Below are 25316 nucleotides of genomic sequence, written 5' to 3' on the forward strand. Positions count from 1 at the left end.
CGAGTCAGTGGACGCGCTGCGCGGCCGGTTCGTCGTCCTCGCTGCTGCGCGCCGAATGAATTTTCGCACGCGGGGCCCGGCAGTCGGGCGGCTCGATGCTGATGCGCGGCAGCCATTGGTCCAGCCGGCGCGGCAGCCACCAGTTGGCGCCGCCCAGCATGTGCATCAGGGCCGGAACCAGCAGGGTGCGCAGGACGAAGGCGTCCAGGGCGACCGCGGCGGCGAGTGCGATGCCGAACATCGCGATGACCCGGTCTCCGCTGAGGACGAAGGCGAGGAAGACGGAGATCATGATCACCGCGGCGGAGTTGATCACCCGGCCGGTCTCGGCAAGGCCGATCCGGACCGCCCGCCGGTTGTCGCCGGTCTCAAGCCACTCCTCGTACATCCGGCCGACGAGGAACACCTGGTAGTCCATGGAGAGGCCGAAGAGCACGGAGACCATGATGACCGGGAGGAAGGGTTCGATCGGCCCGGCACTGCCCAGCCCCAGCAGTTCGCTCCCCCATCCCCACTGGAAGATCGCGACGACGACGCCGAAGGAGGAGGCGACGGCGGCCACATTCATGGCGGCCGCCTTCAGCGGGATCGCGATCGACCGGAACGCCAGCAGCAGGAGCAGACAGCCGAGCCCGATGACCGCGCCGACGAAGAGCGGCAGTCTGCCGATGATGACCTGGGCGAAGTCGTCGTAGCCGGCCGTCACACCGCCCACGTACGCGTGCAGTGAGGTGTTCTCCTCGGTGTGCGGCAGGACGTCCGTGCGCAGCCGGTCGACGAGCGCGCTTGTCTCCCGCGACTGCGGCGACGAGGCCGGGACGACGGTGACGAAGGCCGCGTCGCCGCTGCTGTTGTACGTGACGGGGCCGACCGAGGCGACACCGTCGGTGGCCCGGAGCGTGGCGGGCAGACCGTCCATCGCGAGCCGGTCGTCGGCCCCGTCGAGCTGCGCGGCGATGGTCAGCGGGCCGTTGACGCCGGGCCCGAATCCATCGGCCAGCAGGTCGTATGCCCGCCTGGTGGTGGACGAGGCGGCGTTGTTGCCCTGGTCGGAGCTGCCGAGATGGAGCGCGAGCATGGGCAGAGCGAGGACGAGCATCACCACAGCGGCGACCGCGCCGAGCAGTTTGGGGTGGCGTTCGACGAACGCCGCCCAGCGCGCGGCGAAACCGGTGGGCAGCTCGGGCCGCGGCCCGTGCTCGGCGAGCTGCTTGCGCTCGCGCCGGTTCAGCGCCCGCATACCGATGAAGGAGAGCAGCGCGGGCAGCAGGGTCACCGAGGCGGCCACGGTCAGCACCACGGTGAGCGAGGCGGCGATCGCGACGCCGTTGAGGAAACCGAGCCGCAGGATGAGCATGCCGAGCAGGGCGATGCAGACGGTGGCCCCCGCGAAGACGACGGCGCGCCCGGTCGTCGCAACGGCGTTCTGCGCCGCCTCGGCGACCGTCATGCCGCGCCGCAGTCCTGTGCGGTGCCGGGTGACGATGAACAGCGCGTAGTCGATGCCGACGCCGAGCCCGATCAGCATGCCGAGCATGGGGGCGAAGTCGGCGACCGTCATCAGGTGCCCGAGCAGCACGATGGCCGCGTACGCCGTTCCGACCGAGACGAGGGCGGTGGCGATGGGCAGCAGGCTGGCGGCGAGCGAGCCGAAGGCGAGGAAGAGGACGACCGCGGCGACGACCACTCCGATGGCCTCGCTGAGATGGGCGGACGGTGCCTCGGTGAGGGCGACGGCGGAGCCGCCCAGCTCCACCTGGAGTCCGTTGCCGGCGGCCGCCTTCGCGGTGTCGACGACGGACCGGGCCTGCTGCACCGGGATGTCGTCCGCCTGGTGGTCGAAGGTGATCGTGGCGTAGGCGGTGTGTCCGTCCGCGCTGATCTGCCCCGCGCCGGAGGCTCCGTAGGGCCCGGTTACGCCGCCGACGCCGGGCAGTTGCTCGATCGCGTGAAGGGTCCGGGTCATCGTCTGCCGGACGTCGGCGGCCCGGACGGTGGAGTCGGTGGTGTGCCAGACGACGGTGTCGGTGTCGCCGCCGAGGTGCGTGAACCCGCTCTTGAGCAGGTCGGCCGCCCGCCCCGACTCGGTGCCGGGCACGTCGTAGTTGTTGGAGTAGGCGGAGCCCGCGAACCCCGCCGCAGTGGCCGCGCCGCCGAGGGTGAGCAGCCAGATGAGGACGACGAGGAGACGGTGCCTTGTGCACCAGCGGGCGATGGCAGCCAACGGACGTGCTCCCTGGTGGTTCGTGGATCTTTTTCGGGAGATCTGATGAACAGCCCGCAAAGAACACATGACCTGAGGATCGTCACTCTTGCAGCCCTCAGTGATCCATTGCCTGTTTCGTGGCGATGCTCACAAGCACTGATATTTCCCCTACCCGCACCGCCGGTCACTGACCGCGGACGGGACAGCTGCGCGGCTCGCTGCCGAAGCCGCCGTCGGTCCCGGGTGCGGGGCAGCTGCCGGGGCGTAGGGGTGGGGTCCGCCTTGTGGGGGCGGACCCCGTCGTGACGCCGGACCGGTACTCGATCGGCTCAGTCGTGATCGCGAATGCGTCCGTCGCACGGGGCACGGTTCCGCGTGTCCGCGGCGGTGCCCGGCGGTCAGCCGGAGACGCTCGCCCGGCCGTTCTCGATGTGCCCCATCAGCCGGCGACGGAAGACGTCGTCCCCGTCGACGGTGACGGACAGGTCGTACCAGCCGTGCGCGTCGGCGGCCGAGTGGACGACCGTACGGCTCCGGCCGGGCTTGACCTTGATGGTCCGGGTCCAGTCGCGCAGGTCCGCCTCGTCGACGTATCCCAGCGGCCGGACGGTGAAGGTGAGCGTCCGCTGCCCCGTGTTGCGCAGGGTGACGTGCAGATCGCGCTCGTGGGCATCGATCCGGGTGGCGACCTCGGGTCCGCCGGCGGCAGGTCCTGCGAACTCGCGCCGGAAGCCGTTCGGCCCGGTCACTGTGAACCGGTACGCGTCACCGGTGACGGGGACCGTCCACTGCGCCGTGCCCCGTACATCCTGGTGCTGGGGTACGGGAAACTCGCCCGCGTACGGGTACAGCGCGAAGTGCGCCGACGAACGGCCCGTGTTGCTCAGGGCCACCCGCACTGCCCCGTTCGCCACGGTCGACTGGGCGTCCGGCTGGTAAGGCAGCGGACGGGCGGGCCGGGCACCGGGCTCCTGTACGGGCATCTGCTGGACGGCCGGCGGCTTCGGCTGCCAGCGTCCGCTGAACGGCGGAATGGCGCCAGGCTGCTCGATCTCGGGCCTGCGCCGCCCGCGCGTGAAGTCGAACGCAGAGGTCAGATCGCCGGTGACGGTGCGCCGCCACTCACTGATGTTCGGCTCCTTCACACCCGTCCACCGCTCCAGGAAGCGGATCACCGAGGTGTGGTCGAAGACCTCGGAGCAGACGTAACCGCCCACGGTCCACGGCGACACGACGAGCAGCGGCACCCGTACGCCGAGGCCGGTGGGCTTGGAGTCCCACTGTTCCTCGGTCACCTCGGGCGGTGCCACGGGCGGCGGGACGTGGTCGAAGAAGCCGTCGTTCTCGTCGTAGTTGATGATGACGGCGGTGTGCTGCCACACATCGGGGTGCTTGCCCAGCGCGTCCAGGACCTTGTAGACGATCGTCGCGCTGTGGATCGGGGAGGAGACGCTCGGGTGCTCCGAGTCGACCGCCGACGGCACCAGGTAGGAGACCTCGGGCAGCGTGCCTGCCGCGACGTCCGCGGCGAACGCGTCGGCCAGCGTGCCGGTCTCGACCCGGCGCAGCGCCCGCTCGAACAGGCTGCGTTCCGTGTCCGTCAGCGTGGCGACACCGTCCTCCAGCAGACCGAGCAGCCTGGCCCGCTCGGCCGCGTCGTCCGTGTCACGGACGACCGCGTAGAAGGACTCCATGTAGGTGTGTCCGCCGGTCTTCGCCAGCGCCTTGCGGGCGATCGCCTTGAAGGTGGCGAAGAACTCGATCTGGTTGTCGGTGAAGTTCTCCCACTCGGTGTACGTCTTCCAGCTGTGCCCGGCCTTCTCCAGCCGTTCCGCGTACGTGGACCAGTCGTACCCCCGATGCGTGGCCTCGTTGTACGCGTCGTTGCCGACCGCCCGCTTGCCGTTCGCCTCGAAGCCCGTCTTCCCGCTCCACAGGTGGTTGCGGTTGGGGCTGGTGGAGGTGTGAATGGACGAGTGGTAGGCGTCGCAGACGGTGAAGGTGTCGGCCAGTTCGTAGTGCAGCGGGATGTCGCGACGGTCGTAGTACGCCATGGTGGCGGCCGTCTTCGCGGTCACCCAGCCGTTCATCCAGCCGCCGGCCCATGCCTTGCCGCCGCCGCTCCAGGAGTGGTCGAGGGCGCCTATGTACTGGAGGTCCTTCTTCTGCGTCGCGGCGGCGTCCCGGACCGGGAAGGGCAGCACGGAGGTGCCTGCCGCGCCCGGCTGCTCGAAGACCGGCTTTCCGGAGGGCAGCTCGATCGCATTGCGGTCGCCGAACCCGCGTACGCCGCGCAGGGTCCCGAAGTAATGATCGAAAGAACGATTCTCCTGCATCAGGATCACCACGTGCCTGATGTCCCCGAGCCCGCCGCCGGACCCCGCCGAAGTCGAAGGCTGTGCGGCCATCGCGGCCTGCAGCGACGGCGGCAGCAGCGAACCGGCCGCCGCGACGCCGAGCGCGCCGCCACCCAGTGCGAAGAGCCGACGCCGTGAAATGTCCGTGTTCAAGTTGAGCCTCCCGAGTCCGGTTGTACAGCGGGGAAGCTATTGAAGGCAGGTGGCTGCGGAAAGGCCACCGCACGGCCCTGTGGTGAACGTCCAAGAAGTCGCCCGCGAAAATCCAACCCGCGGGCCGCCGGTCCGAGCCCGGACGTCGGTGAACGGCACGACGCCGATGACGACGCCCAGCAGGGCCGCGGACGGCAACGCTCGCCTCCGGCAGCCCCGCGACGCCGCCTCCCAGGTGCCGGTCGGTCTCACGACGGCGAACGCCGGCACCGCGAGGAGCAGCGCGACGACGACGGTTTCGGCCGTGACGGTGTTCAGCGGACCTTCTCCGGGCACGGGAAGAACAGGAAGGGGCGGTGCACCCGGCCAAACGGGTGCACCGCCCCTTCATCCGCATGCGGCGGCAGGAAGGGCTCAGCCTTCGACGCCGAGCTTCTCCAGGATCAGCTCGCGGACGCGGGCCGCGTCCGCCTGGCCGCGGGTGGCCTTCATGACCGCGCCGACGAGCGCGCCCGCCGCCGCGACCTTGCCGCCGCGGATCTTGTCCGCGATGGCCGCGTTGGCGGCAATGGCCTCGTCGACGGCCGTGCCCAGCGCGCCCTCGTCCGAGACGACCTTCAGGCCGCGCTTCTCGACGACGGTGTCCGGGTCGCCCTCGCCCGCGAGGACACCCTCGATGACCTGGCGCGCCAGCTTGTCGTTGAGGTCGCCGGCGGCGACGAGCTCGGTCACCCGGGCGACCTGCGCCGGGGTGATCGCCAGCTCGTCCAGGGCGGTGCCGGTCTCGTTGGAGTGACGGGCCAGCTCGCCCATCCACCACTTGCGGGCCTGGTCCGACGGGGCGCCCGCCTCGGCCGTGGCGACGATCAGGTCGACCGCGCCCGCGTTGAGGATGGACTGCATGTCGTGCTCGGAGACACCCCACTCCTCGCGCAGCCGGTTGCGGCGTACGCGCGGCAGCTCGGGGAGGCCCTTGCGGAGCTCCTCGACCCAGTCGCGGGCCGGAGCGACGGGCACCAGGTCCGGCTCCGGGAAGTAGCGGTAGTCCTCGGCGTTGTCCTTGATGCGGCCGGCCGTGGTGGAGCCGTCCTCCTCGTGGAAGTGCCGGGTCTCCTGCACGACCTCGGCGCCGGAGTTCAGCACCGCGGCGTGGCGCTGGATCTCGTAACGGGCGGCACGCTCGACGGAACGCAGCGAGTTCACGTTCTTCGTCTCGGAGCGCGTACCGAACGTCTCGGTGCCATTGGGGCGCAGCGACAGGTTCACGTCGCAGCGCATCTGGCCCTGCTCCATGCGGGCCTCGGACACGCCGAGCGCCTTGATGAGCTCGCGCAGCTCGGCGACGTACGCCTTGGCGACCTCGGGTGCGCGCGTACCCGCTCCCTCGATCGGCTTGGTGACGATCTCGATGAGCGGAATGCCCGCACGGTTGTAGTCCAGCAGCGAGTGGGACGCGCCCTGGATACGGCCGGTGGCGCCGCCGACGTGCAGCGACTTGCCGGTGTCCTCCTCCATGTGGGCACGCTCGATCTGCACCCGGAAGACCTCGCCGTCCTCGAGCTGGACGTCCAGATAGCCGTCGAAGGCGATCGGCTCGTCGTACTGCGAGGTCTGGAAGTTCTTCGGCATGTCCGGATAGAAGTAGTTCTTCCGGGCGAAGCGGCACCACTCGGCGATCTTGCAGTTGAGCGCGAGGCCGATCTTGATGGCGGACTCGACGCCGATCGCGTTGACGACCGGGAGCGAGCCGGGCATGCCGAGGCACGTCGGGCACGTCTGCGAGTTGGGCTCCGCGCCCAGCTCGGTCGAGCAGCCGCAGAACATCTTGGTCTTGGTGCCGAGCTCGACATGGACCTCGAGGCCCATGACGGGGTCGTACGTCGCGAGGGCTTCCTCGTACGGCACCAGGTCAGTGACAGTCACGGTGAAACTTTCCCTCTCAACCCAGCAGTACGTCGTCGTCGCCCAGGCGCTTCAGCTCTCGGCAGAGCAGAGCGATGCCGGTGGCGATGGCGGCAGCGGAGACGACGGCGTCGACCAGCCGGAGCGTGTCGTGCTCAGAGCGTGCCTTCTTGGCCTGCTTGAGCACACCGATCGCGCCGAAGGCGGTGGTGCCGATGGACAGGTACGTACCGGTCTTGGACTTCTTGAAGCCCTTGGCCTTGGTCAGTGCGCTCACAGCGAGGGAGCCTCCTCCAGCAGCGGGTGCCCCCACTTTTCCACGAAGGCGGCCTCGACTGCGGCCCCGACCTTGTACAGCCGGTCGTCCTTCATGGCGGGGGCGATGATCTGCAGACCGACCGGCAGGCCGTCCTCCGGTGCCAGACCGCAGGGCAGCGACATGGCGGAGTTGCCGGCCAGGTTGGTCGGGATGGTGCACAGGTCGGCCAGGTACATCGCCATCGGGTCGTCGGTGCGCTCGCCGATCGGGAAGGCGGTGGTCGGGGTCGTCGGGGAGACGATGACGTCCACCTGCCCGAAGGCCTTCTCGAAGTCCCGCGTGATGAGCGTGCGGACCTTCTGCGCCGAGCCGTAGTACGCGTCGTAGTAGCCGGAGCTGAGTGCGTACGTCCCGAGGATGACGCGGCGCTTGACCTCGTCACCGAAGCCGGCCTCGCGGGTGAGCGCGGTGACGTCCTCGGCGGACTTCGTGCCGTCGTCGCCGACCCGCAGGCCGTAGCGCATGGCGTCGAAGCGCGCCAGGTTGGACGAGCATTCGGACGGCGCGATCAGGTAGTACGCCGACAGGCCCAGGTCGAAGGACGGGCAGTCCAGCTCGACGATCGTGGCGCCGAGCGACTTCAGCAGCTCGACCGACTCGTTGAATCGCTGGACGACACCGGCCTGGTAGCCCTCGCCGGAGAACTGCTTGACGACACCGATGCGCATGCCGTCGACGCTGCCGTTGCGGGCGGCTTCGACGACGGGCGGGACCGGGGCGTCGATGGACGTCGAGTCCAGCGGGTCGTGTCCGGCGATCACTTCGTGCAGGAGAGCCGCGTCCAGGACCGTGCGGGCGCAGGGGCCGCCCTGGTCGAGGGAGGACGAGAAGGCGACCATGCCGTAGCGGGAGACGCCGCCGTAGGTGGGCTTGACGCCGACCGTGCCGGTGACGGCGGCGGGCTGGCGGATGGAACCGCCGGTGTCCGTGCCGATGGCGAGGGGGGCCTCGTACGACGCCAGGGCGGCCGAGGAGCCACCGCCGGAGCCGCCCGGGACACGGGTGAGGTCCCACGGGTTGCCGGTCGGACCGAAGGCGCTGTTCTCGGTGGAGGACCCCATGGCGAACTCGTCCATGTTGGTCTTGCCGAGGATGACGACGTCGGCCGCCTTCAGCTTCTTGGTCAGGGTCGCGTCGTACGGCGGGACCCAGCCCTCGAGGATCTTCGAGCCGACGGTGGTCGGCATGTCCTTCGTGGTGAAGATGTCCTTGAGCGCGAGCGGGACGCCGGCCAGCGGGCCGAGCTTCTCGCCCGCCGCCTTCTTCGCGTCGACGGCACGGGCCTGCGCGAGCGCGCCCTCACGGTCGATGTGCAGGAAGGCGTGGACCTTCTCGTCGACCGCGTCGATCCGGGCCAGGTGCGCCTCGGTGACCTCGACGGCCGTGAGCTCACCGGAGGCGATCTTCGCGGCGATCTCGGCGGCGGTGAGCTTGATGATGGAGCTGTTGTCCGTCATGACTTTTAGTCCTCCCCCAGGATCTGCGGCACCTTGAAACGCTGCTGCTCCTGGGCCGGGGCGCCGGAGAGCGCCTGCTCGGGGGTGAGCGACGGACGGACCTCGTCCGCGCGCATGACGTTGGTCAGCGGCAGCGGGTGGGAGGTCGGCGGTACGTCTTGGTCGGCGACCTCGGAGACGCGGGCGACCGCGCCGATGATGTCGTCGAGCTGACCGGCGAAGTGATCGAGCTCTTCGCCCTTCAGCTCCAGACGCGCCAGCCGGGCGAGGTGGACGACCTCCTCGCGCGTGATGCCAGGCATGCAGCGATCCTCAGGGGTGAGTGTTGTGGTTTTGGCCCCAATCCTATGGGGTCCGCCGTGGGAGGGGCCGCCACCCATGGAACACACTGCTCTGTACTGCGCGTATCGGGGCTCTGTACTGCGCGTATCGGGGCCGGTCGGGCCCGTCGAGAAGGTCCCCGGGCGTGAGGCGTCCTCGATTCCCTGCGGGAGATCGAGGACAGGACACCACTCGCGCGCCCCGGGCTCTCCTCCCGGCCGGACCGCCCGCTCACGTCGTCGCCGGACGCGAGGAAATCCCTCGCCCGGGGGACCGCGGCTCCAGCTCGGCCACCCCCGTCGCGGCGGCGGCGGCTGCGGCCGCAGCCGCCGCTTCCAGCTCGGCCGGCCGACGCCACCCGTGCTCGCCGCGCGCCCTCAGCCAGGCCGTCGTCTCCTGCGGCGGCATCGCGGCAGCCACCAGCCATCCCTGCACCGCGTCGCAGCGCAGGTCCCGCAGCCGCTCCCACGTCTCGTCGTCCTCGACGCCCTCGGCGACGACCAGCAGGCCCAGCGAGTGGGCCAGATCGATCGTGCAGCGGACGATCTCCGCGTCCTCGTGGTCGACAGCCAGCCGGGCCACGAACGACCGGTCGATCTTCAGCTCGCTGACCGGCAGCCGGCGCAGGTGGACCAACGAGGAGTACCCCGTACCGAAGTCGTCGAGCGACATCTTCACGCCGTGCCCGGTCAGCCCGGCCAGCGTGTCCGCGGCGCGCTGCGGGTCCTCGAGCAGTACGTGTTCCGTAATTTCCAGCTGCAGGGAGCCGGGAGGGACGCCGTGCCGGGCGAGCCGGGCCGCGACGCCGCCCGCGAAGCCGGGGGTGTGGACGTCGCGCGGGGAGACGTTGACCGCGACGGGGACGAACAGCCCCTGCGCCCGCCACCGGGCGACCTGTGCCAGCGCCGTCTCCAGCACGTACTCGGTGAGATGCGGCATCAGACCCGACGACTCGGCGATGGCGATGAACTCGTCCGGAGGGACCCGCCCGCGCTCCGGATGCACCCAGCGCACCAGCGCCTCGAGTCCCGCCACCTGCCCGTCGAAGCGGACCTTCGGCTGGTAGTGGAGCTCCACGTCGCCGGCGTCCAGGGCACGCCGCAGGTCACCGAGGAGACCGAGCCGGTCCGGGGTGTTGCTGTCCCGCTTCGACTCGTACACCTCGACGCCCGTACGGTCCCGCTTGGCCTGGTACATCGCCACATCGGCGCGCCTGAGCAGCCCTTCCGCGTCCAGTGCGTGCTCGGGGTAGACGGCGACACCGGCACTGGCCTCCAGCACCAGGGTGAGTCCGTCGAGGTCCAGCGGTGAGGAGAGCTCGGCGACCAGATGGCGGGCGACGCGCTGGGCGCTGGTGGTGGAGTCCGCGGTCGGGAGCAGTACGGCGAACTCGTCGCCGCCGAGCCGCGCGGCCTCCGCTCCGCGCGGCAGGGCCAGCCGGAGCCGTTCCGCTATCTGCAGCAGCAGCCGGTCCCCCGCCGGATGACCGAGGGTGTCGTTGACGGCCCGGAACCGGTCGAGGTCGATCAGGACGAGGGCGGATCTGGCGCCGGTGCTCTTGGCGTCCTCCAGGGCCGTCCAGGTGCGCTCCAGCATCCACTGCCGGTTGGGCAGTCCGGTCAGCGGGTCCCGCAGCTGCTCCTCGGCTCTGGCCCGGGCGATCCAGAGGGCGGAGTCCAGGGTGATCAGCGGGACCGCGAAGAGCGGCAGCAGAACGGGGGTGGTCATCGCGACGACACAGATCAGCGGGGCGATGCCGAGCAGGGCGACCGCGACGAGTCCCTGCCGCAGCAGGGCCGTGCGCGCGATGGTCGGCAGCCCGCCGCCCTGAGTTGCCCGCGCGTACCACAGGAGGATCCGGGTGACGAGGAGATATGTGGTGGCGGAGAGGAGGACTTCCGGGGCTGCGTGGATGCCCCAGTCGAGTGGCTGCCAGGGCGACTCGACGGTCTGCACCTCACCGAACGCGGCAAGGACCAGCGCCGCCGCCCCTATCCCCAGGATGTCCACCGCCCCGTGCAGCAGCCCCTGCGACCAGCGGTGCCTTCGTGCGACGCCGACGAGGACGACGACGACCACGCTGACGAGTCCGGCGGACACCCAGCCGTAGAGCAGCAGAACGGCCAGAGTGAGGGCGGCGCCTGATCCGGTCCCGCCCCACCAGCGGTCGCGCCCGAGGGCCACCAGATGGCAGACGATCATTCCGGTGAGGACGGCGAGCGACCAGCCGGCCTCGCCGTCCGGGAAGAGCGCGTGCCCGTCGCTCACGCTCCGGTAGAAACCGGTCCCGAGCTGGACAGTGGCGATCGCCATGACGACGGCACCCGCTTTGGGGGTGAGGCCGACGAAACCTTGCAGCCGCGACACCGGCGCGGCGCTCTCGGTCGGTTTCATTCCGTCCCTCTCACAGCCGGCGGTGCCGATGTCACCTGTTGTCCCGCTCCCACGCCACCACGGCCCCACGGCGGTCATGCAGCCGGGGCACGGCAGGCGCACGTCTCAACAGTAGGCCGCGAAACCCCCTACGGGCAGCGCTCTACAGCTCTTGCCCGAATGCAATCCGACCATCCGTCAGCGCCGGTTACGCGCCGAACGGGTGAACCCTGACGTTCCGACAGCACCTCCTGCCCGGACGGGCCCGTTCCGTATCGCGTCCGGACCCGTCCCGAACCCCGTCCGGCGCCACCGCGACCCGCTACTCCTCAACCGGTTCGGCGACAGGCACAGCCGCCGCGCGCGCCGCTTCCGGGCCCTCTTCGAGCAGCACGGCGAAGCCCGCCCCGTCCAGAACCGGAACCTTCAGCTGCATGGCCTTGTCGTATTTCGAGCCCGGGTTGTCGCCGACCACCACGAAGGAGGTCTTCTTGGAAACGGAACCGGTGACCTTGGCTCCTCGGCTCTGCAGGGCCTCTTTCGCGCCGTCCCTGGTGTGGTCGGCCAGCGTGCCGGTGACGACGACGGTGAGACCTTCGAGCGGCCGGGGCCCCTCGTCCCCGCCCGCGGCCTCATCCGCCATCCGGACCCCGGCCTCCCGCCACTTGCGCAGGATCTCCCGGTGCCAGTCCTCCGCGAACCACTGGGTGACCGAGGCGGCGATGATGGGTCCGACCCCGTCGGCGTCGGCCAGCTCCTGCTCGGTGGCCGCCTCGATGCGGTCCATCGAACGGAACTGACGGGCCAGCTCCGCGGCCGCGACCGGGCCCACATGACGGATCGACAGACCGGTGAGAATCCGGGCCAGGGGAGCTTCCTTGGCGGCAGCGACGGATTCCAGCATCGCCACGGCGTTCTTCTTCGGCTCGCCGTGCTGATTGGCGAAGACCAGGGCGGTCTTCTCCTCGCCGGTCCTCGGGTCACGCTTGGGCAGTCCGCTGTCCATGTCGAGCACATAGGCCCGGATCGGCAGCAGCTGCTCGATGGTCAGTCCGAAAAGATCGCCCTCGTCGCTCATCGGCGGGTCCAGAGGCTCCAGCGGCCTGGTCAGAGCGGCCGCGGCAACGTAGCCGAAGTGATCGATGTCCAGGCACTTGCGGCTCGCGAGGTAGGCGACGCGCTCCCGCAACTGGGCCGGACAGGAGCGCGCGTTGGGGCAGCGGACGTCAATGTCGGCCTCCTTCATGGGCCGCAGCTCCGTCCCGCACTCGGGGCAGTGGGTCGGCATCACGAACGCCCGCTCGGTGCCATTCCGCAGATCGACGACCGGGCCGAGGATCTCCGGGATCACATCGCCCGCCTTGCGGATCACCACCGTGTCGCCGATGAGGACGCCCTTCTCCTTCACCACGTTCTGGTTGTGCAGCGTGGCGAACTCGACCTCGGAGCCCGCCACCTCGACCGGCTCGACCTGCGCGTACGGAGTGACCCGGCCGGTGCGTCCGACGCCGACCCGGATGTTCACCAGCTTGGTGTTCACCTCCTCCGGCGGGTACTTCCAGGCGATCGCCCAGCGCGGGGCGCGCGAGGTGGAGCCCAGCCGGCCCTGGAGCGCGATCTCGTCGACCTTGACGACGACGCCGTCGATCTCGTGCTCCACGGAGTGCCGGTTCTCGCCGAAATACGCGATGAACTCCCGTACGCCGTCGAGGGAGTCGACGACCTTGTTGTGTCTCGCGGTGGGCAGGCCCCACTCGTGCAACAGCTCGTAGGCGTGCGAGAGTCGGTCGATCCCGAAGCCCTCACGGGCGCCGATGCCGTGCACCACCATGTGCAGCGGGCGGCCCGCGGTCACCTTCGGGTCCTTCTGGCGCAGCGAACCCGCCGCCGCGTTGCGCGGGTTGGCGAACGGCTTGTCGTCGGCCGCCACCAGCCGGGCGTTCAGCGCCTCGAACGCCTCCATCGGGAAAAAGACCTCGCCGCGGATCTCGACCAGCTCCGGGATCCGGTCGCCCTTCAGCCGGTGCGGGATCTCGGCGATCGTACGGACATTGGGAGTGATGTCCTCTCCGGTGCGGCCGTCCCCGCGGGTCGCCGCGCGGGTCAGCACCCCTCGTTCGTAGGTGAGGTTGACCGCGAGGCCGTCCACCTTGAGCTCGCACAGGAAGTGGTAGCCGGTCGTGCCGATGTCCTTGGCGACGCGCTCGGCCCAGACCGCGAGCCCCTCGTCGTCGAAGGCGTTGTCCAGGGAGAGCATCCGCTCGCGGTGCTCGACCGAGGTGAACTCCGTCCGGTACGGCCCCGCGACCTTCTGGGTCGGCGACTCGGGCGTACGCAGCTGCGGATACTCGTCCTCCAGCTCCTGCAGCGAGCGCATCAGCCGGTCGAACTCGGCGTCGCTGACGACCGGCTGGTCATTCACGTAGTAGCGGAAGCGGTGCTCCTCGATCTGCTCGGCGAGGAGCGCATGCCGCCCCTGTACCTCCGCGGGCACTTCCGACTGCTGTCCGCCGGCCATCGTCTCGTCCTCCCGTTACCCGATACCCGTTACTCAGGGTTGTCTGCGAGCGATCTCGCGGCCCGGGCGCAATGGGCGAGCGCGGCGCGCGCGTACGCAGGCGACGCGCCCGCGAGGCCGCACGACGGGGTGATCACCAACGACTCGGCGAGAGTCCCCGGATTCAGCCCCAGCCTGCGCCACAGCGTCCTGACACCCATGACGCTACCGCCCGGGTCCGACAATGCGTCCGAAGCCGGGTCGGCGCCGGGCACCACACCGAGGAAGAGCTGGGTCCCGCCCTCGACCGCTTCCCCGATCGCCTCCTCCTCACGCTCGGTGAGCAAGGAGAAGTCGAACGAAATACCGTCGGCCCCGGCGCGCCGGAGCAGCGCGAACGGTACGTCCGGCGCGCAGGTATGAACGACCGTGGCGCCGCCCCCGTTCGCCGCCAGCACCTCGCGGAGCGTGCCCTCCACCACCTGCCGGTCCACGGCGCGGTAGGTGCGGTATCCGCTCGCCGTCCGGATCTGTCCACGGAGCACACCGGTCAGGGACGGCTCGTCGAGCTGCAGGATCAGCTGCGCGCCGGGCACCCTGCGCCGTACGTCGGCGAGGTGGTTCCGCAGCCCCTCCGTCAGGGAGCCCGCCAGATCGCGGCAGGCGCCCGGATCGCCGAGCGCTGCCTCGCCACCCCGGCGCTCCAGCGCGGCGGCCAGCGTCCAGGGGCCGACGGCCTGGACCTTGAGCGGTCCTTCGTACCCCTGGGTGAACTCCTCCAGGGCGTCGAGGTCCTCGCCGAGCCAGGAGCGGGCCCGCCGGGTGTCGCGGCCCGGCCGGTCGCTGATCCGCCAGCCGCTCGGCTCGACGTGGCCGTACATGTCGACGAGCAGCCCGACGGTCCGCCCGATCATGTCCGCGCCGGGCCCGCGTGCGGGCAGTTCCGGCAGATACGGCAACCCCTCGCCGTCCCCGAAGGACCCGGTGACGGTCTTCGCCGCCTCCCGCGCGTCTCCTCCGGGCATCGACCCGATCCCGGTGGCGCGGCATCCGCTGAACTTGCTCTTCTCGCTCACGCAGGAAGCCTACGGTCCCGGTCGCCGGGCCCTGCGCGGGGCGGGCCCGGCAGAGCGCTCGCCCGGCCCCTGCCCCCAGGGCGTGTTTCGAAAGCGTCGTCCGCCCCTGGGGCGGACCGGGCGGCGTCTGGTGCGTGCGATCGCAAGGCGGAGGGTCGCTCCGATACCGGTCGTATCCGGGCGAGCCCGACAACCCGGCTAGCGTGCGTGCCGGACGCCGCCCGGCAGGCGGGACTTTCGAAACACCCCCTGGTCCCGGTCAGCGCCCAGGGCGGACTGTCAGGTCGTTGACCTCGGCATCCCGCGGCAGATCGAGCGCCATCAACAGCGTGGTGGCCACGGACTCCGGGTCGATGAACCGGGAGGCGTCGTACTCCTTGCCCTCCTGCCGGTGGACCTTGGCCTGCATGGGGCTGGCGGTGCGCCCGGGGTAGACGGAGGTCACCCGTACCCCGTTCTCGTGCTCCTCGTGGCGCAGCGAGTCGGCGAGCGCCTTCAGGCCGTGCTTGCTCGCGGCGTACGCACCCCACTCCGCGTGCGCGCTGAGCCCGGCACCCGAGTTCACGAAGACGACATGGCCCTGGGCGACCCGCAGCTGCGGCAGGAAGAGCCGGGTCAGCTCGGCGGGGGCGACCAGGTTGGCGTTGAGCTGGAAATGCCATGCCTTGGGCGTGAGATCGCCGACCCGGCCGAGCTCCACGACGCCCGCGATGTGCAGCAGCGAGTCGAGCCGCTCCGGCAGCGACTGCTGGGCGAACGCCCAGGAGAGCCGGTCCGGGTTGCCGAGGTCGCCGACGAGCGTGCGGGCGCCGGGGTACAGCGCGGCAAGCTCCTTGGCGCGACCCGCGTCCCGGGCCAGCAGCACGAGCTCGTCGCCCCGCTCCAGAAGACGGCGTGCGACAGCCGCGCCGATGCCGGAGCCGGCGCCGGTGATGAGATGAGTGGACATGGCCCCATGGTCGCATCCGCCCATGGGCCTACCGCAGGCCGGACCACTCCTCCAGGTAGGCCAGGGCCCCGACCCCGTCCTTCGCGAAGAACACCAGATCGGCGAGCGGAACCGGCAGGAAGCCCTCGTCCTCCATGCGCTGGAACTGCTGGCGCAGCCCGTCGTAGAAGCCCGCCGTGTTGAGCAGGACCACCGGCTTGTCGTGCTTCCCGTGCTTCTTCAGCTCCAGGATCTCGGTCGCCTCGTCGAGCGTCCCGGTGCCGCCGACCATGATCACGATCGCGTCCGCCTTCTCCAGGAGCAGCGCCTTGCGCTCGGCGAGATCGCGCGCGATCACCATCTCGTCGGCGTTGGTACGCGCCTTCGCGGCCAGGAAGTCGACCGACACCCCGACCAGCCGTCCGCCCGATTCCTGCACGCCGTCGGCGACGACCTTCATCAGCCCGCTCTCCGACCCGCCCCAGACCAGGGTGTGTCCGCCCCTGCCGAGCAGCTCGGCGAATTCGCGGGCGGGCACGGTGTAGCGGTCGTCGAGGTCGGCGGCGGAGAGGAAGACGCAGATATTCATGGATTCACCGTATGCGACGCCACTGACACTCCACGGAGCCCGGGAAGAAAACGGCGGACGGAGCGGCTGCACCTGACATGACTGCCACTCCAGGACACCGCATCACCGTCGAGCCCGGCACCGAGCACGTGCGCGTGGTGCGCGACGGACAGTTGCTCGCCGAGAGCCGCCGTCCGCTCGTACTGCGCGAGACGGGCTGTCCGGTGCGCTACTACCTGCCGCCGGCCGACGTCCGTACGGAACTGCTGACGGCGTCGGACACCCACACCCACTGTCCGTTCAAGGGAGATGCCTCCTACTGGTCACTGCCGGGCGCGGCCGATCTCGTCTGGGCCTATCCGGACCCGAAGCCCGAAGTCGCCGCGATCAAGGACCACTTCTGCTTCTACGACACCGAGACGGTATCCGGCTGACCGTCAGGCACAGTTCTCACGTGCCGAAGAGATGAGTTCGGCGATGCTGCGGAGTCACTCCCCCGCGTGTTCGCCAGGGGTCAGCCCTGGCCGACCGCTGCTTCGGTGCGCCGCATCGTCGTCGCGATCGTCGCCGAGCCGACCACCCGCGTCCCGTCGTACAGCACGACCGCCTGGCCGGGGGCCACGCCCCGTACCGCCTCGGTGAAGGTGACGTTCAGTGTGCCGTCCACGAGCTCGGCGGTCACCTCGGTCTCGCCTCCGTGGGCGCGGAGCTGGGCGGTGTAGGTGCCGGGGCCGACCGGGGCGGTGCCGCACCAGCGGGGCTTGATGGCGGTCAGCGCGGTGACGTCGAGCGCCTCGACCGGGCCGACCGTCACCGTGTTGTTCACCGGGGAGATGTCCAGGACGTAGCGCGGCTTGCCGTCGGGGGCCGGGTGGCCGATGCGCAGGCCCTTGCGCTGGCCGATGGTGAAGCCGAAGGCGCCCTCGTGGGTGCCGACCTTCAGACCCGACTCGTCAACGATGTCGCCTTCGGCCGTGCCGAGCCGGCTCGCCAGGAAGCCCTGGGTGTCGCCGTCGGCGATGAAGCAGATGTCGTGACTGTCGGGCTTCTTCGCGACGGCCAGGCCGCGGGCCTCCGCCTCGGCGCGGATCTCTTCCTTGGTGGTGAGGGTGTCGCCGAGCGGGAACATGGCGTGGGCGAGCTGCTTCTCGTCCAGGACGCCGAGGACGTACGACTGGTCCTTGGCCATGTCCGAGGCGCGGTGGAGCTCACGGCTGCCGTCCGCGTTCAGCACGACCGTGGCGTAGTGGCCGGTGCAGACGGCGTCGAAGCCGAGGGCGAGCGCCTTGTCGAGCAGCGCCGCGAACTTGATCTTCTCGTTGCAGCGCAGGCAGGGGTTGGGGGTGCGGCCCGCCTCGTACTCGGCGATGAAGTCCTCGACCACGTCCTCGCGGAAGCGTTCCGCCAGGTCCCAGACGTAGAACGGGATGCCGATGACGTCCGCGGCGCGGCGGGCGTCGCGGGAGTCCTCGATGGTGCAACAGCCGCGCGCTCCGGTACGGAACGACTGCGGGTTCGCGGAGAGGGCGAGGTGCACACCGGTCACGTCGTGGCCCGCCTCGGCGGCGCGAGCGGCTGCGACGGCGGAGTCGACACCGCCCGACATGGCGGCGAGCACCCGGAGGGGGCGCGGAGAAGTCTGGTTCATAGCTCCTCCAGGGTACGGGTCGCCGGGAACCGAACGCTCGCGGATATGCGTTGTCGATCGCATGGGGACCAAGGGGACGGCGGGCGCCAAGGGCTCCGCGGGGGCGAAGTCGGAGCACGGGATCAGCCGGCGCGGGCTGCTGATCGGCGCTGCCGTCACAGCCGTGGGCACGGCGGCGCTGGCGCGGAACAAGCTGGAGCATGCCTGGTGGCGCCTGCCAGGAGTGAACAAGCCCAGGAAGCCGGGTGAACTGGATTACGCCCCGGCGGAGTGGATAGCGGCGTCCCCGGCGAACTGGCGGCGGGCGGACCGGCCCGCCGACTACGACATCGACCGGGTCGTCATCCATGTCACTCAGGGCAGCTACCGCAGCGCGGTCAAGGTCTTCCAGAACCCGGCCCACGGGGCCGCGGCGCACTACGTGGTGCGCCGGGACGGCCATGTGGCGCAGATGATCCGCGAGCTGGATGTGGCGTTCCACGCCGGGAACAGGTCGTACAACGAGCGCAGTATCGGCATTGAGCACGAGGGGTTCGTGGACCGGCCGCAGGACTTCACGGCGGCGATGTACGCATCGTCGGCGCGGCTGACGGCGGCGATATGCGGACGGTACGGGATTCCGGTGGACCGCAAGCACATCATCGGGCATGTGGAGGTGCCGGGCACGGACCACACCGATCCCGGTCCGCACTGGGACTGGGACCGGTATCTCAAGCTGGTACGGACCGCGGCTGCCGGCCCGACGAAGGGCCCCGGGGGCCAGAGATCCCAGGAGGCGTCCGGCGGATCAGGGCCCGACAGCCCTTAGAGGAGCTCACACCATGGGCGTCCGATCAGCTCGCGGCGTCCGGCACGCACCAGACGCCGCGAGCCGGGCGCCCATGGTGTGAGCTCCTCTCAGCTGAGCCCCGCCGTCCTGGCGCGCTCGACCGCCGGCCCGATCGCCCGTGCCACGTCCTCGACGTCCTGCTTGGTCGACGTGTGACCGAGCGAGAACCGCAGCGTGCCGCGGGCCAGGTCCGGATCGGTGCCGGTGGCCAGCAGCACATGGCTGGGCTGGGCGATACCCGCCGTACAGGCGGAGCCGGTGGAGCATTCGATGCCCTGGGCGTCCAGCAACAGCAGGAGGGAGTCACCCTCGCAGCCGGGAAAGGTGAAGTGGGCGTTGGCCGGGAGCCGGCCGCCGGGGGCGGGGTCGCCGCCGAGGATGGCGTCGGGGACCACGGCCAGCACGGCCGCGACCAGCTCGTCACGGAGCCCGCCGATCTCGCGGGCGAACTCCTCGCGCCGTTCGGCGGCGAGCCGTCCGGCCACCGCGAACGCGGCGACGGCGGGCACGTCGAGGGTCCCGGAGCGCACATGCCGCTCCTGGCCGCCGCCGTGCAGCACGGGTACGGGGGTGTATTCGCGGCCGAGCAGCAGCGCGCCGATGCCGAACGGGCCGCCGATCTTGTGCGCACTGACGGTCATCGCGGCCAGCCCCGAACCGGCGAAGTCGACGTCCAGCTGACCGAAGGCCTGGACCGCGTCGGCATGCATCGGCACGTCGAACTCGTTTGCCACGGCAGCCAGTTCACGTACCGGCATGATGGTGCCGATCTCGTTGTTGGCCCACATCACGGTGACCAGCGCGACATCGTCGGGGTTGCGCACGATCGCCTCGCGCAGTACGTCCGGGTGGACGCGCCCGTACGTGTCGACGGGGAGGTACTCGACGGTCGCACCCTCGTGTTCGGCGAGCCAGTCGACTGCGTCCAGCACCGCGTGGTGCTCGACGGGACCGGCGAGCACGCGGGTGCGCCGTGGGTCGGCGTCGCGGCGGGCCCAGTAGAGGCCCTTCACGGCGAGGTTGTCGGCCTCGGTGCCTCCGGAGGTGAAGACCACCTCGCTGGGGCGTGCGCCGAGGGCGTCGGCGAGGGTCTCTCTCGACTCCTCGACGGTACGGCGGGCCCGGCGCCCGGCGGCGTGCAGTGAGGACGCGTTGCCGGTGACGGCGAGCTGGGCGGTCATCGCCGCGATCGCCTCCGGAAGCATCGGCGTGGTCGCAGCGTGGTCGAGGTAAGCCATGGTGGGCTCGATTCTACGAGCCGGTGGCGGGGCGCATGCCGGGCGCATCGCGGTCCGGTGCCCATGCACGGTGGGCGGGTGCTGTGCCGCCTGTCCCGACCCGGAGCCCGATCCGGTCGGGAGCGGTGCCGGGGCGCACCGTCGGCCGGCTGCCGAAGCTCCAGGAGACGGTGCCGTTTCCGGTGACCGGGAAGGCCAGGACGACGAGATCCGCGAGCCCGAGGAGGGCGCCCTGCCCGGCCGGAACGAGCAGGGCGCGCGCCTCGTTGATGGTCAGGCCGGTGACATCGGATTTCACGCCGCCCGGCGAACCCATGGGTCAGCTGCGCGGGGCGCGGGCCAGCTGGCGGGACTGAGCGACCAGCCGGTCGGTGCTGTCCCAGACGTCCGCGTCCTCCTCCAGGAAGCCGCCCGCGAGGTTGCGGGTGGTGATGGAGACACGCAGCGGGCCGGGGGCCGGGCGGCAGCGGATGTGGGTGGTGAGCTCGATGGTCGGCGTCCAGCCCTTGAGTCCCAGCTCGAACGAGGTCGGCGGCAGCGCGTCGACGGTGAGCAGCAGGGAGTACGGGTCGGCGTCGCGGCCGTCCGCAAGGCTGAACCAGCCACGCATCTCGCCCTTGCCGGACGGGGCGCCGACGGCCCAGCCCACGGTCGACGGGTCGAGCTTGATGCTGAGCCGCTCGGTGATCGCGGAGCTTCCGGGGATGGGCGCCGGGCCGTCGTCCGGGCCGAAGCACTGCTCGATCGGCGCCATGGCCGGCGGCTTCGCCGACGTACGGATGTCGTCGGAGAGGGAGTCCAGGTCGCCGTAGGTGCCGAGGACCCGGATGCGCTCGACCTCGGTGCCGTCCTCCGCGTACTGGAAGAGGGACGCCTGGCCGGTGGAGAGGGACCGGCCGGTGCGGACAACCTGCGTACGGATCACCGCGGGGCCTGGGACGGACGCGGTGAGGTAGTGCGCGGAGACCGAGAAAGGATCGGAGTGGGGCAGGGCCTCGCCGAGCGCGCGGCCGAGCATGGCCAGTAGATAGCCGCCGTTGACGGCCTGGATGATCGTCCAGCCCGCGGAGAGCTCGGCGTCGTAGACGCCTTCTTCGCGAAGGGTGACGGCGGTGTCTCTGTCGAACTCGCTGTCACCGATGAGTGCCTGAGCTGCCTGTGCCATGAGATGCACCGTACACCGAGCTCATTACTGAGCGGTAGCTTTTTTGGGTCGTCGGTGTATCGGCGTATCGCGGGCACGGGGTGTCCGGTCAGGTGGCCGCGGAGCTCTCCTCCGCCGTGGCCGAGGAACGGTTGTAGGCGCGGGGCGCCCGCCAGTGGAAGCGCATCGCCAGCAGGCGCAGAACAAAGGCTGTGATCGCGGCCGTGCCGCTGGTGAAGGCGTTCAGCGCGTCGAAGCGGATGCACAGCACGGTCATGGTGGCGCCGACGATCGCGGGCACGGCGTACAGATCGCGGTCCCAGCGCAGCAGCGACGGCGTCTCGTTGGCGAGTACGTCACGCAGCACACCGCCGCCGACCGCGGTGGCCAGGCCCAGGGCAGCCGATGCGGTGAGACCGAGGCCGTAGTCGTACGCCTTGACGGTGCCGGCGACACAGAACAGCCCGAGGCCCGCCGCGTCGAAGACGTTGACGGCGACCTGGATCCGCTCGACGTGCGGATGCAGGAAGAAGACCAGGCCGGCGGCGAGCAGTGGGGTGAGGAAGTAGCCGAGATCGGTGAAGGCGGCGGGCGGGACCGCTCCGATGATCACGTCACGGAACAGCCCTCCGCCCAGCGCTGTCACCTCGGCGAGTACCGCGATGCCGAAGACATCGAAGTTCTTGCGTACGGCGAGCAGTGCGCCGGAGATCGCGAAGACGAAGATTCCGACGATGTCGAGCGCATGCTGGACGGAGGGCGTGAACAGTTCGTTGAGCACCGGGCAATTGTGCCGGTTCTACTCCTTCGGGGCGTCCCCCGCATCCGCGGAGTCCGCCGCGTCCTCCGAATCCGTCGCGGCCCCGGTGCCCTGGGAGACCTCGGTGATCTCGCCCGGGGCCTCCGGTGCGGCCGGCTCCGGCTCCTTCTTCAGCGCCACGATCTCCACCGCGTCCCGCGCCGATTCCAGCACGGTGTCGTCCGGCATCTGGTCAGGCGCGTTCTCCGGGTGGTGGCAGGCCACCTGGTGCCCGGTCTTGAGCGCGACCAGCGGCGGCTCCAGCGTCGCGCAGGCCTCCGACGCCTTCCAGCAGCGGGTGTGGAAGTGGCAGCCGCTCGGCGGCGAGATCGGCGACGGCACGTCACCGTTGAGCAGAATGCGCTCGCTCTTGGCCGACCGGCGCCTCGGGTCCGGGACCGGCACAGCCGACAGCAGCGCCTTGGTGTAGGGGTGCATCGGCGCCTTGAACAGCGACTCGCGGTCGGCCAGCTCCACGATCTTGCCGAGGTACATGACCGCGATCCGGTCCGAGACGTGCCGGACGACCGAGAGGTCATGGGCGATGATCACGTACGTGAGACCCAGCTCGTCCTGGAGGTCGTCGAGCAGGTTGACGACCTGCGCCTGGATCGACACGTCCAGCGCCGAGACCGGCTCGTCCGCCACCACCAGCTTCGGCTTGAGCGCGAGCGCGCGGGCGATGCCGATGCGCTGGCGCTGCCCGCCGGAGAACTCGTGCGGATAGCGGTTGTAGTGCTCGGGGTTGAGGCCCACCAGCGAGAGCAGCTCCTGGACCGTCTTCTTGACCCCGCCTTCGGGCGTGACGCCCTGGAGCTTGAACGGCGCACTGACGATCGTGCCGACCGTGTGCCGCGGGTTCAGCGAGGAGTACGGGTCCTGGAAGATCATCTGCACGTCGCGGCGCATCGGCCGCATCGCCGAGACGCCCAGGTGCGTGATGTCCTTGCCCTCGAACTCGATCTTTCCACCGGTCGGTTCGAGCAGCCGGGTGATCAGCCGGCCCATCGTCGACTTGCCGCAGCCGGACTCACCCACGACCCCCAGGGTCTCCCCCGCACGCACGTCGAAGGAGATGCCGTCCACGGCCTTCACCGCGGCGACCTGACGTTGCAGCATCCCCTTCTTGATGGGGAAGTGCTTGACCAGGTTGTCGACCTTGAGCAGCGGTTCGGGCGAGCTCGTCGCCTGCGTCGGGATCGCCGTCGCGGCGGCGCTCTTCTCGGTCTTCTCGCTCTTGTCGCTCACAGCTTCGGCGCAATCTCTTCGGTCCAGATCCGGGTCCGGTCCTCCGGCGACATGTGGCAGGCCGCGAAGTGGTCGCCCTCGACCTGCTGCAGCTCCGGGCGCGTGGTCCGGGTGATGCCGCCCTTGGGCACATCCGCGTACGGGCAGCGCGGGTTGAAGGCGCAGCCGGACGGGATGTTGATGAGGCTGGGTGGGGAACCCTTGACCGGGACGAGTCGGTCGGTCTCCTCCTTGTCGATGCGCGGCATCGACGTGAGCAGACCCCAGGTGTACGGGTGCCGGGGCTCGTAGAAGACCTGCTCGGCGGTGCCGCGCTCGACGCAGCGACCGCCGTACATGACCAGGATGTCGTCGGCCATCTCGGCGACGACGCCCAGATCGTGAGTGATCATGATGACCGCGGAGCCGAACTCCTTCTGCAGATCGCGGATCAGGTCGAGGATCTGTGCCTGGACGGTCACGTCCAGGGCCGTCGTCGGCTCGTCGGCGATGAGCAGCTCGGGGTTGTTGACCAGCGACATCGCGATCATCGCACGCTGGCGCATACCGCCGGAGAACTCGTGCGGATAGGCGTCGACGCGCTTGGCGGGCTCGGGAATGCCGACCCGGTCGAGCATCTCGACGGCGCGCGCACGGGCCACCTTCTTGGTGACGTCGTGATGGTTGCGGTACGCCTCGACGATCTGCGCACCCACCGTGTAGTACGGGTGCATCGCCGACAGCGGGTCCTGGAAGATCATGGACATCTGCCGGCCCCGCAGCTTGCGCACGTGGTCGTCGCCCGCGCCGATCAGCTCCTCGCCGTCCAGCCAGATCTCACCGCTGATGTCGGGGCGGCTGCGCGCGTGACCGGACCGGTGCAGGCCCATGATGGCCAGCGAGGTGACCGACTTGCCGGAGCCGGACTCGCCCACGATGCCGAGGGTCTTGCCCTTCTCCAGCTGGAAGGAGAGCCCGTCGACGGACTTGACGATGCCGTCGTCGGTCGGGAAGTGCACCTGCAGGTTGCGCACGGAGAGGAAGGCCTCGGGCCGTGTGCCGCCCTGCTCGGGAGCACCGAACGGAGCGGCGGGCCGCTTGTCCTGGGTGGGGATGTTGTCGGTCACGTCAGCCTCACACGCGGGTCGACGACCGCGTACAGCAGGTCGACAATCAAGTTGGCCATGACGACGAAGAACGCCGCGATGATGGTGACGCCCATGATGACCGGCAGGTCACCGGAGTTGATGGCGTCGACGGCGGCCTTGCCGAGTCCGGGAAGGTTGAAGGTCGACTCGGTCAGCACCGCGCCGCCGAGCAGGGCGCCCAGGTCCAGACCGAAGATCGTGATGATCGGAGTCAGGGTGGACCGCAGCGCGTGCTTGCGGATGACCACCGGCTCCTTGAGGCCCTTGGCGCGGGCCGTACGGATGTAGTCCTCGCCCAGGATCTCCAGCATGGTGGCGCGGGTGAGCCGGGCGTAGGTGGCCGCGAAGAGGAAGGCCAGGGTGATCCAGGGCAGGAGCATGCTGTTGAACCAGGCCGACGGATCGTCGGTGAACGGCGCGTAGTCGCTCGCCTGCAGCCATTCCAGGCTGTAGACGAAGACGGCCGAACAGACCAGCCCGGTGAAGTAGATGGGCAGTGATACACCCGCCAACGCGGTGATCATGGTGGCCCGGTCGAGCAGTGTGCGTCTGCGTAGTGCGGAGATCACGCCGGTGGAGACACCGCCGATCAGCCAGAGCACGGAGGCTCCCGCCGCCAGCGACAGCGTGACGGGCACGCGCTGCTTCAGGTCCTCCCACACCGGCTGCTCGTTCTTGAACGAGTAACCGAAGCAGGGCGCCGGGCAGTGGGTGATGGTCGCGCCCGTGTCGTAGTCACGGCCGACGACTATGCCCTTGACGAAGAGCCCGTACTGGGTGGTCACGGGCTTGTCGAGGCCCATCTTCTTACGGATGCCCTCGATGGCCGTCTTGTTGGTCTCACGGCCGGCATAGAGGAGTGCGGGATCGCTTCCGGTGATCTTCGGCACCATGAAGAAGATGCCGAAGGTGACCATGGAGACGATCACCAGCATGACGACGACATTGACGAGTCGTCGGAGGAGGTAGACGAGCACTGCAGTCGGCCTGGTCAGCGGGCGGGTGGGGGGCGGGGGGGGGGGGCGGCCCCCGGGGGGTGGCCCGGGGGAGGCCCCGGGCCCCGGGCCCCCCCGCACCCCCCCCCCCCCCCCCCGGCCCCCCCCGCGCACCGGGAGCATCGGGCTGA

Annotated in this window: 21 protein-coding genes; 2 read left to right on the forward strand and 19 right to left on the reverse strand. The window is 70.1% G+C overall.

What is annotated here, in order from left to right:
* Positions 1-4: 4 nt before the first annotated feature.
* The 11 genes from ACNPQM_RS34630 to ACNPQM_RS34680 all read right to left on the reverse strand — a co-directional run bounded on the left by ACNPQM_RS34630 (position 5) and on the right by ACNPQM_RS34680 (position 16178).
* Entirely contained in the window at positions 5-2224 is a 2220-nt protein-coding gene (locus ACNPQM_RS34630; RefSeq protein WP_418087080.1) for an MMPL family transporter, read from the reverse strand.
* 380 nt (positions 2225-2604) lie between these two features.
* Positions 2605-4716 carry a phosphocholine-specific phospholipase C gene (locus ACNPQM_RS34635; protein WP_358862617.1) on the reverse strand — a complete coding sequence of 704 codons (2112 nt, stop codon included), beginning with the start codon at positions 4714-4716 and terminating at the stop codon, positions 2605-2607.
* 414 nt (positions 4717-5130) lie between these two features.
* Positions 5131-6639: an Asp-tRNA(Asn)/Glu-tRNA(Gln) amidotransferase subunit GatB gene (gene gatB / locus ACNPQM_RS34640; RefSeq protein WP_418087081.1), complete on the reverse strand. Its 1509-nt coding sequence runs from the start codon at positions 6637-6639 to the stop codon at positions 5131-5133.
* Between the two features lie 16 nt (positions 6640-6655).
* Entirely contained in the window at positions 6656-6895 is a 240-nt protein-coding gene (locus ACNPQM_RS34645; RefSeq protein ID WP_037690052.1) for a hypothetical protein, read from the reverse strand.
* On the reverse strand, positions 6892-8394 hold the full coding sequence (gatA, locus tag ACNPQM_RS34650; RefSeq protein ID WP_358862619.1) for an Asp-tRNA(Asn)/Glu-tRNA(Gln) amidotransferase subunit GatA: 1503 nt from the start codon (positions 8392-8394) through the stop codon (positions 6892-6894). The genes ACNPQM_RS34645 and gatA overlap by 4 nt, the downstream gene beginning before the upstream one ends.
* A 5-nt stretch (positions 8395-8399) precedes the next feature.
* On the reverse strand, positions 8400-8696 hold the full coding sequence (gene gatC / locus ACNPQM_RS34655; protein WP_358862620.1) for an Asp-tRNA(Asn)/Glu-tRNA(Gln) amidotransferase subunit GatC: 297 nt from the start codon (positions 8694-8696) through the stop codon (positions 8400-8402).
* A gap of 250 nt (positions 8697-8946) precedes the next feature.
* The gene (locus tag ACNPQM_RS34660) at positions 8947-11109 is read right to left on the reverse strand and encodes a putative bifunctional diguanylate cyclase/phosphodiesterase (protein ID WP_418087082.1); all 2163 of its coding nucleotides are present in this window, start codon (positions 11107-11109) and stop codon (positions 8947-8949) included.
* A gap of 301 nt (positions 11110-11410) precedes the next feature.
* Positions 11411-13606: an NAD-dependent DNA ligase LigA gene (ligA, locus tag ACNPQM_RS34665; RefSeq protein WP_418087083.1), complete on the reverse strand. Its 2196-nt coding sequence runs from the start codon at positions 13604-13606 to the stop codon at positions 11411-11413.
* Positions 13607-13635: 29 nt separating this feature from the next.
* Positions 13636-14661 (reverse strand): methionine synthase, encoded by a 1026-nt coding sequence (locus tag ACNPQM_RS34670; RefSeq protein WP_418087084.1) that lies wholly within the window; start codon positions 14659-14661, stop codon positions 13636-13638.
* 259 nt (positions 14662-14920) lie between these two features.
* Complete coding sequence (locus ACNPQM_RS34675) at positions 14921-15610, reverse strand: SDR family oxidoreductase (RefSeq protein WP_358857508.1); 690 nt, start codon at positions 15608-15610, stop codon at positions 14921-14923.
* 28 nt (positions 15611-15638) lie between these two features.
* On the reverse strand, positions 15639-16178 hold the full coding sequence (locus tag ACNPQM_RS34680) for a TIGR00730 family Rossman fold protein (protein ID WP_358857507.1): 540 nt from the start codon (positions 16176-16178) through the stop codon (positions 15639-15641).
* Positions 16179-16255: 77 nt separating this feature from the next.
* Between ACNPQM_RS34680 and ACNPQM_RS34685 the strand changes: the two genes are divergently transcribed.
* Positions 16256-16591 (forward strand): DUF427 domain-containing protein, encoded by a 336-nt coding sequence (locus tag ACNPQM_RS34685; protein WP_358857506.1) that lies wholly within the window; start codon positions 16256-16258, stop codon positions 16589-16591.
* Positions 16592-16671: 80 nt separating this feature from the next.
* Here the strand turns inward: ACNPQM_RS34685 and mnmA are convergent, their stop codons facing one another.
* Positions 16672-17805 carry a tRNA 2-thiouridine(34) synthase MnmA gene (mnmA, locus tag ACNPQM_RS34690; protein WP_418087085.1) on the reverse strand — a complete coding sequence of 378 codons (1134 nt, stop codon included), beginning with the start codon at positions 17803-17805 and terminating at the stop codon, positions 16672-16674.
* Positions 17806-17866: 61 nt separating this feature from the next.
* On the opposite strand from mnmA, the gene ACNPQM_RS34695 reads away from it, so the two are divergent.
* A complete protein-coding gene (locus ACNPQM_RS34695) occupies positions 17867-18613 on the forward strand; it encodes an N-acetylmuramoyl-L-alanine amidase (protein WP_418087086.1) in 747 nt (248 codons plus the stop codon).
* An 89-nt stretch (positions 18614-18702) separates the two neighbouring features.
* On the opposite strand, the gene ACNPQM_RS34700 is transcribed toward ACNPQM_RS34695, so the two are convergent.
* The 7 genes from ACNPQM_RS34700 to ACNPQM_RS34730 all read right to left on the reverse strand — a co-directional run bounded on the left by ACNPQM_RS34700 (position 18703) and on the right by ACNPQM_RS34730 (position 25167).
* Entirely contained in the window at positions 18703-19872 is a 1170-nt protein-coding gene (locus ACNPQM_RS34700; protein WP_418087087.1) for a cysteine desulfurase family protein, read from the reverse strand.
* 13 nt (positions 19873-19885) lie between these two features.
* Positions 19886-20170, reverse strand: a complete 285-nt coding sequence (locus ACNPQM_RS34705) for a hypothetical protein (protein WP_418087088.1) — start codon at positions 20168-20170, stop codon at positions 19886-19888.
* A 21-nt stretch (positions 20171-20191) separates the two neighbouring features.
* The gene (locus tag ACNPQM_RS34710; RefSeq protein ID WP_358857501.1) at positions 20192-21037 is read right to left on the reverse strand and encodes a thioesterase family protein; all 846 of its coding nucleotides are present in this window, start codon (positions 21035-21037) and stop codon (positions 20192-20194) included.
* 88 nt (positions 21038-21125) lie between these two features.
* Positions 21126-21797, reverse strand: coding sequence for a trimeric intracellular cation channel family protein (locus tag ACNPQM_RS34715; RefSeq protein WP_358857500.1), 672 nt, complete (start codon positions 21795-21797; stop codon positions 21126-21128).
* Positions 21798-21815: 18 nt separating this feature from the next.
* Positions 21816-23015, reverse strand: coding sequence for an ABC transporter ATP-binding protein (locus ACNPQM_RS34720; protein ID WP_418087093.1), 1200 nt, complete (start codon positions 23013-23015; stop codon positions 21816-21818).
* A 44-nt stretch (positions 23016-23059) separates the two neighbouring features.
* Positions 23060-24157 (reverse strand): ABC transporter ATP-binding protein, encoded by a 1098-nt coding sequence (locus ACNPQM_RS34725; RefSeq protein ID WP_418087094.1) that lies wholly within the window; start codon positions 24155-24157, stop codon positions 23060-23062.
* Positions 24158-24165: 8 nt separating this feature from the next.
* Complete coding sequence (locus ACNPQM_RS34730) at positions 24166-25167, reverse strand: ABC transporter permease (protein ID WP_418087089.1); 1002 nt, start codon at positions 25165-25167, stop codon at positions 24166-24168.
* Positions 25168-25316: the final 149 nt, after the last annotated feature.

This window comes from Streptomyces sp. NPDC056231, assembly GCF_048270745.1.
Lineage (GTDB): Bacteria > Actinomycetota > Actinomycetes > Streptomycetales > Streptomycetaceae > Streptomyces.

Coding starts and splice junctions, on each gene's coding strand:
- ACNPQM_RS34685 (WP_358857506.1), top strand. CDS start 16,256: ATGACTGCCACTCCAGGACACCGCATCACCGTCGAGCCCGGCACCGAG.
- ACNPQM_RS34675 (WP_358857508.1), bottom strand. CDS start 15,610: ATGTCCACTCATCTCATCACCGGCGCCGGCTCCGGCATCGGCGCGGCT.
- ACNPQM_RS34700 (WP_418087087.1), bottom strand. CDS start 19,872: ATGGCTTACCTCGACCACGCTGCGACCACGCCGATGCTTCCGGAGGCG.
- ACNPQM_RS34695 (WP_418087086.1), top strand. CDS start 17,867: ATGGGGACCAAGGGGACGGCGGGCGCCAAGGGCTCCGCGGGGGCGAAG.
- ACNPQM_RS34660 (WP_418087082.1), bottom strand. CDS start 11,109: ATGAAACCGACCGAGAGCGCCGCGCCGGTGTCGCGGCTGCAAGGTTTC.
- gatC (WP_358862620.1), bottom strand. CDS start 8,696: ATGCCTGGCATCACGCGCGAGGAGGTCGTCCACCTCGCCCGGCTGGCG.
- mnmA (WP_418087085.1), bottom strand. CDS start 17,805: ATGAACCAGACTTCTCCGCGCCCCCTCCGGGTGCTCGCCGCCATGTCG.
- gatA (WP_358862619.1), bottom strand. CDS start 8,394: ATGACGGACAACAGCTCCATCATCAAGCTCACCGCCGCCGAGATCGCC.
- ACNPQM_RS34710 (WP_358857501.1), bottom strand. CDS start 21,037: ATGGCACAGGCAGCTCAGGCACTCATCGGTGACAGCGAGTTCGACAGA.
- ligA (WP_418087083.1), bottom strand. CDS start 13,606: ATGGCCGGCGGACAGCAGTCGGAAGTGCCCGCGGAGGTACAGGGGCGG.
- ACNPQM_RS34680 (WP_358857507.1), bottom strand. CDS start 16,178: ATGAATATCTGCGTCTTCCTCTCCGCCGCCGACCTCGACGACCGCTAC.